Origin of the sequence: Ferruginibacter sp. (assembly GCF_014377975.1) — a bacterium.
Classification (GTDB): Bacteria; Bacteroidota; Bacteroidia; order Chitinophagales; family Chitinophagaceae; genus Ferruginibacter.
Genome location: NZ_JACMOO010000271.1, coordinates 1 through 6,681, shown reverse-complemented (window position 1 = coordinate 6,681; position 6,681 = coordinate 1). Strand labels below are relative to the sequence as shown.

Below are 6,681 nucleotides of genomic sequence, written 5' to 3'. Positions count from 1 at the left end.
CCAACTGCTTTCTATAATGGCGTTTCGCAAGCGGCAGTTTTTACGGTGCGTGATACCTTTTGATTTTTTTGTTTCGCCACTGTCATCTGTATCAGGTACCAGCCCTGCATAGGAGTATAAATGATCCGGGCTTTTAAACCGGTTGATATCTTCTATTTCAAAAAGTATGATAGCAGCGTTTACCTCCCCAATGCCGGGGATGCCGGTAATGAGTTTAATTTGGTCTTTAAAAACTTCCTGCCTGCAAAGGTTGCGGATGCCACGGGTGGTTTCTAATATCAGGGCTCGTTTTTGCTGATGGTCTTTTATCATTAACTGCAAATTCATTTTTAACCAAGTGTCGCCATTGCAGGGATTGCTTTCAAGTTTCTTAATAAACTGACTGCTCCAGTACTGCCCCACATCTGCTTTTTGGGGTAGCTCTAGGCCATGAAAATGAAGGCAGTGCCATATCCTGCATTTTTGCCGGGTACTATCCAACACCAGCCGTTGCCGCTGGCGTACAAGGCTTCGGGCATATTCCATTGCAGCGGCAGGAACATGGATACCAGCCGTTTTTTTATTTTTAATTTCTTCGCTGATGGCACGGGCATCTCGTTTATCATTTTTCTGCCGCTTGTCTTTATCGCTTTTGGGAATGTCTGCTGCATTTAATACCACACAATCAATTTGTAATTGAGCCAACTGCCGCTGGATACCAAAACCACAGAACCCTGCTTCGTAGCCAACCTTATAGCTGGCATTGGGATAATTTTTGGTGAGAAATTTATGCAGTGCTGCAGGGTCGGGGTTTTGTGAAAAATCCCTTAGTTCCATTTCCTGATACCGAATGTTTACCCGCCAGCTTTTTAAGTGTACATCCAGTCCGCAATAAATCGTTGTACCACTAAAGTCTAAATTGCTACTTTTGTTCATGAGGTTTTTGTTTTAAGTTTAAAAGAAATTTTACTAATTAAAGTTATCCTTTTAGCAGAAACCTCTTTTAACTCATACATAAAACCTGTTGGGCTTTTAGTTTCTATCTTGTACTTTTAAATCTTTAATGGGCAGCCGTTCCGGGCAGGACAAGCAATGAATTCCACACCTGCAGCAATACCTGTTCGTTAGCAACAATTTTTAGAAAGCCTACGTTCCAATTAGACATTTTAGATTCATAGCGAATGACTGAAGAAAGAAATATGGAAGATTGGAATATAACAGACGAGAGATTTATTGTTTTCCTTGACATCATGGGATTCAAAGACTTTGTTGCTCGGAAATCTCATAAAGAGGTTTATGATATGATGGTAAGATTATCCGGAAGTAAATCCTATATCAATAGAGCGTTTACAAAGGTCGAAGTACCTGAATATAAAGACAAAGAATTATATACGGCTAGCTTTTCTGATTCAATTATTTTGTTTTCAAAGGATAAAAGTTCAGAATCACTAGACATGATTGCAGCTTCTACGGCTTATATTTTACATGATTCCATGCTAAACGATATACCCATGAAGGGCGCTATTGCTTTAGGCACAATAAGTGTTAATAAGGAACAACAAATTTATTTTGGACAACCTCTTATTGATGCTTATCTCTTACAGGATGAAGTTAATTATTATGGGATAGTAGCTCATAATTCAATTGACTCCTATTTACACACTCTTGATCCAGAATTGCCAGCAGCGAAATTATTTTTTGAAGTAAAAACTCCTATGAAAGCTGGAAAAATTACACACAGAAATATTGATTGGTTTTATTTTTTAGGAAGCTACAAAAACTCTTTAACTGAAGAAAAAAGAGAAAAACTACACTACTATCTGGACTCTCTTAAAACACTTGTGTCAGGGGCTCCTCGAAAATACATTGACAACACCCTTGAGATATTTGAAGCAGCATATCGTTAAAACTGTTGCTAACATTATGTCGTATAGCTGAAAGCCCCCGAATTTAAAAAGGTTCAATATAAAACGCAAAAGCCCCAAACCATCAGGGATCGGGGCTTTTGGTTTTACGTTGTTCAGCGACACCGGGCTTTAGGGGGTTTTGTAGTATTTGAAAGCTACCGCTGCAATTTATTGAATACAGTTTTGTATGGCTAAGGACTGCAAAGTATATGGCATGCAGGGTTCTTTAATACAACTTACCCCAGCTAGTTTTATGCAATGGGGAAGTTGATTTTTTTACAGAAGTTTTTTATCGTCATTCGCTTATTGAATTAGGGTATATGTTTAAAGATTTAAAAATTATAACTTGATTAAATAAAATGGGTACTTTTAATAAAGCAGCTAACCTGTTTAAGTATCTAATGCACTTTAAAAAATAATAACCACATAAAAAGTAAATGCATAAGAAATGAAAAGTGGATACTTTTTACCTTAATGTTCTTACAAGTGTCGGTCAACACAAAAGTATACCGACACGCACTCGTATACAGTTTGCTAGTACGAGGTTTTTTTTGAGGGGCCACGGATACTTTTATAAAAGTTGTGTGAAATTTTATTACAAACTCTTAAATCATTACAGACATGAAAAGAAACAAATTTATTGCAGCTCTTCTGACTGTAGTGTCAGCTCCAATTTTTGCATTTTCACAATTGACGGGGAAATTAGAAAGACAAAAAAAAGGATTTAAAATATTGTCAGGCGACGGGAGAATTCATGGGCACATTAAATTAAAAGGTGTAAACTCGAATATTGTTGATGTGAAAATTTCAGGAAGTGACACTGATGGCGACCTGTTAATTTTTGAGCAGACTTCTCTGTCGCAGGGCAAGGGAACACCTTTACACGTTCACACTTCACAGGACGAAATATTTTACATTATTGAAGGCGTATATAAGTTTCAAGTAGGTGACGACAAATATGATTTGAAAAATGGTGACAGTATATTTTTGCCACGTCAAGTTCCTCATGCTTGGACACAAGTATCTGAAAAAGGAAAAATGACGGTAATAATGCAACCTGCAGGTAAACTGGAAAACTTTTTTGTTACAATGGCTGGTTTGGACCATGAGCCGAGTAAGGAAGAAATATCAAAGATTTTTGCAGATAATGATATGCAAGTTGTTGGACCACCGTTAAAAATTGATTAACCGCTAAATAAAACTGCAACCAATACGAACTGTGCAACATTCCAAATAAATTAGGCAATATTTTTATTATAATCATCTTGGTATAGTACGCCTTAACTCGTCGTAGTTTACCGTCTCGGCACTCGGCGTCAGGCCTTTGCCGTTGCAGTACTGGTAACATTTGCTATAAAAACTCTAAGTGAACATCTCGAAGAGCGAGATGTAAGGAATTATGAAGGCAAAAAAGGTTTGTTTAATTTATAGGTGTTGTAGCTAATGCTACGTGTTTAAGAACGACGTAGGCACAGCCTGACGCCGAGAGCGAAGGTTGAAAGCTACGCTGAGTGGGGATTGGTTTGTTTTCCGTCATGCATTAGTTGGCTGCATGTTTGGAGTCGTCTACTTATTACCCGCTTATCTGCCGCTGTTTTTATGTATTGCTATGTTTTGGCGGCGACCGGCTGGTATACCAAAATGCATGGTAACTGTTTTTTAGTTGCCCAGTTATGGATCTTAATTGTAACCGCCATTTATTTTGTACCGAAGATCCAGATACCTTTGGATACAACTTACTCACCAACCATTATACAAAATTTACTCAGCAACGAGATTCCATTAAGGAGCAGTGCGGTGCTGTTGGTATTTTTTGTTACGGGTGGGATGCTGCTAAAAGTTGGCGAAGAAATATTGAAGAAGAAATAAATTGAAATATGGTGGGCTGTCAATTTTAAGATGGTATGTTCTTAATTGCCCCTTTTTAAGTTTTAATAAAGGGCATCTCTAAAAGGAGGAAATATTTATCAATCATTCATCCTTTTAAAAGTAACATGTTGCTCATCCCACTAGAAGCAGTTGCATTTCAATTTAAAAAACCTTAATAAAAAATACGCCCTCCGTGGATGGTGTCTCACCATCCACGGAGGGCGATTAATTATCTTTTTAATTGTTCACTTAAATACAAACCCTTCGTTTTATTGGTGAAAAACACCCTATACTTCACTGGGTTTACTAAATTATATTTATTTAACAAACTTGGGAAAATATATACCAGTGAAAGCTAAAAAACTTAAAATTATCTTGGTTATTATTAAAATTAAATGACCGATTTGTACCACTAACGAACTATAAAAGAAATTCAAATTTGTGAATCAATTATTTTATTCACTTAAAAACAATTATTTTTATGGAACGTAAAAATTTTATTACCAGCGCCTTAATAATGACGGCTGCTGTGGCTTCGGCTAAAACATTGATGCCCAATACTGCTAAAAAACTGCCCAAAAAACCATTTTTTGTAAAGGCTGGCGATGACCGATTTAACGAACACGTTATGTTTCATGGTGTGAATTTTAATGACATCAAAGTTTCTACCAAGGATACAGATGGACAGTTTTGTGTGTATGAATATGTGGGGCTTGAGAAAGTAGGACCACCACTTCATGTTCACCTTAACCAGGATGAGTTTTTTTATATTACCGAAGGGTCGTTTCTTTTTCAGGTGGGTGATGAACGTGAGATTATGAAAGCCGGCGATACGGTTTTTTTACCCCGTAACATTCCGCACACATGGCTGCAATTAACTGATAAAGGCAAACTGATTTATTTAGTACAACCTGCGGGAAAAATGGAAGCGTTCTTTTCAAAAATGTCTTCTTTTAAAACTATCCCAACGCAGGAAGAAGTAAGTAAAGTTTTTGCGGCTCACGAATTACGCCTTGTTGGACCTCCTTTGACTGCTGATTAAATGATAACAATTAAATATGCCAAACGATGGTGATGAAATACTTTTTACCCAGCCCTGCCTTGCGAGAATTTGTGCGCCTGCTGCAAATAATGCACCTGACATTTGACCAAAATATGATTGTTCCGCCGAAAGCTTATTGGCCTCGTCCGGAGCAATGTTTAGCTTTTAATCCAAGGCAGCCTGAAATTGAAACAAAGATGGCGAATGGCAAGTATTTCGCAAAATCGCCGGTAATGCTTATAGGGCAACCTTCGATGCTTACAACCCGTGTTGTACCGCATGATTTCTTGTTGTTTCAAGTGGTCTTTCAGCCCGGCGCATTGTTTAGGTTGCTTGGTATTCCTTCGCAGGAGCTCACTGATGTGCATGTAAACGCCGAAAGCGTTTTCCCAAAAGAAATAGGATTGGTAAACGAACGTTTGAGGAATACGACTGATTACGGTGAGATGACCAAAATAGTAGAGAATTTTATTCATTACCTTATTAACAGACGTAAATGTTCCTTGTCGAAAAGTAATTTATTACCTATCGACAAAGTGGCTTATCAAATGATCAATGCCAATCCGGCCAGATATCCGCAGCAGAATATTTCGTTGGATAAAATGGCAAGTGATGCTTGTTTATCTCAAAAGCAATTTTACAGAAACTTTATAGAACGAATGGGCATCAGTCCAAAAACGTATACCCGTATTGTTCGTTTTGATAATGCTATGAAATTACAAAACGCCCAACCACACAAAGATTGGTTGAGTATAGCCCTGCACAGCGGCTATTACGATTACCAGCATTTGGTTAAAGATTTTAAAGATTTTACAAAAACAACTCCTGCAGATTTTGTTACAAAAGATAACAATGCACCGGAACGTGTGCTTGGGGTAAAAGAGGATTTTGGAGGCCTCGCTTTGTCTGCCTGACCGGTTTTAAGAATGAAAAAATTACCGGCGAATAACATAAAACTTTGCCTGGCATGCAACATAAATGATGAATTCTAACGAAAAGGATTGTAAAGAAATTAAACAGAAATTTTGTGGTAATCGTTTTAAAAGAACCACCTAAATTCATTCCTTTTTTTGTAGAAACCTGCTGCCGCAGGACTCCCTACTGTTGCCAGTCGTTATTAATGTTGCTGTCAGAATAAACTTAGCAGTTACACGAATGATTTAGACTGGAGGCTACTAATTTTGCATATTGGAAAGTTGACGGATTAAAGCTTACACAACGTTTTTTATTGGCTTGGGACATCAGTTGGCTTTTTTGGGTGAGCAGAAAATTGTACCGCTATTAAATATTAGTTGCCGCGGTAGAGTGTACCGGCCAGCAGGTTTTATTTTATAATTAAATTCAGTTCATAATAAAATAGGACAATAAGTTTTCAATTTTTAATAAAAAGGGGAGATATTTATAATCATTCAATTTTTTAAAAGTAACTTATTGATCAACCCGTTTTAAGTAATTGCATTTCAATTTCAAAAGCCTTAATAAAATACGCTGATTAAAACAATTTTCTCATCAGCAACAGCAATGATACAATACACATTTTTCCCGACAGATGCCCGTCTTTCAGAATACCTTTTTTCGTATGGAACCATGGAAATTCCAGCAGACACTACTTCACCGCTGCTTTCTCCACCCAACGGGCTAACAGGATTTTTAATTCGGGTGAAGGAAGATAAAAATGCTTTGGTGGTGGGAAAAGATTTTGAGGGTAAGCCTATAGCACATCAGCCAAACTATGTGATTGGGCAAACTACTTCCCCCATTACAGGGCATGGCGTAGGGCATATTACTTTTTTGGTAGTGTTCTTTCAACCATTGGGTATGTATCAACTTTTCGGATGCAACATGGCAAGCCTTACTAACAAGTCAGTGGACTTGACTGATTTT

7 protein-coding genes are annotated in these 6,681 nt (G+C 37.5%); 6 read left to right on the top strand and 1 reads right to left on the bottom strand.

Going from position 1 to position 6,681, the window contains the following annotated elements:
• On the bottom strand, window positions 1-915 hold a 915-nt coding region (locus tag H7254_RS14235), incomplete at its 3' end, for an IS110 family transposase (RefSeq protein ID WP_301933597.1).
• Between the two features lie 245 nt (window positions 916-1,160).
• On the opposite strand from H7254_RS14235, the gene H7254_RS14230 reads away from it, so the two are divergent.
• The 6 genes from H7254_RS14230 to H7254_RS14205 all read left to right on the top strand — a co-directional run.
• Window positions 1,161-1,886, top strand: coding sequence for a hypothetical protein (locus H7254_RS14230; protein ID WP_301933596.1), 726 nt, complete (start codon window positions 1,161-1,163; stop codon window positions 1,884-1,886).
• A 621-nt stretch (window positions 1,887-2,507) separates the two neighbouring features.
• A complete protein-coding gene (locus tag H7254_RS14225) occupies window positions 2,508-3,074 on the top strand; it encodes a cupin domain-containing protein (protein WP_301933595.1) in 567 nt (188 codons plus the stop codon).
• A 411-nt stretch (window positions 3,075-3,485) separates the two neighbouring features.
• Window positions 3,486-3,755 (top strand): hypothetical protein, encoded by a 270-nt coding sequence (locus H7254_RS14220; protein ID WP_301933594.1) that lies wholly within the window; start codon window positions 3,486-3,488, stop codon window positions 3,753-3,755.
• Between the two features lie 481 nt (window positions 3,756-4,236).
• Window positions 4,237-4,797: a cupin domain-containing protein gene (locus H7254_RS14215; protein ID WP_301933593.1), complete on the top strand. Its 561-nt coding sequence runs from the start codon at window positions 4,237-4,239 to the stop codon at window positions 4,795-4,797.
• 32 nt (window positions 4,798-4,829) lie between these two features.
• Window positions 4,830-5,711: an AraC family transcriptional regulator gene (locus H7254_RS14210; protein WP_301933592.1), complete on the top strand. Its 882-nt coding sequence runs from the start codon at window positions 4,830-4,832 to the stop codon at window positions 5,709-5,711.
• A gap of 607 nt (window positions 5,712-6,318) precedes the next feature.
• The coding region (locus H7254_RS14205; RefSeq protein ID WP_301933591.1) for a DUF6597 domain-containing transcriptional factor at window positions 6,319-6,681 on the top strand (363 nt) is incomplete at its 3' end.

Bases quoted from the DNA above. Each gene is read 5' to 3' on its own strand.
- H7254_RS14230 (WP_301933596.1), top strand. From the start codon at position 1,161: ATGACTGAAGAAAGAAATATGGAAGATTGGAATATAACAGACGAGAGA.
- H7254_RS14225 (WP_301933595.1), top strand. From the start codon at position 2,508: ATGAAAAGAAACAAATTTATTGCAGCTCTTCTGACTGTAGTGTCAGCT.
- H7254_RS14220 (WP_301933594.1), top strand. From the start codon at position 3,486: ATGTATTGCTATGTTTTGGCGGCGACCGGCTGGTATACCAAAATGCAT.
- H7254_RS14215 (WP_301933593.1), top strand. From the start codon at position 4,237: ATGGAACGTAAAAATTTTATTACCAGCGCCTTAATAATGACGGCTGCT.
- H7254_RS14210 (WP_301933592.1), top strand. From the start codon at position 4,830: ATGAAATACTTTTTACCCAGCCCTGCCTTGCGAGAATTTGTGCGCCTG.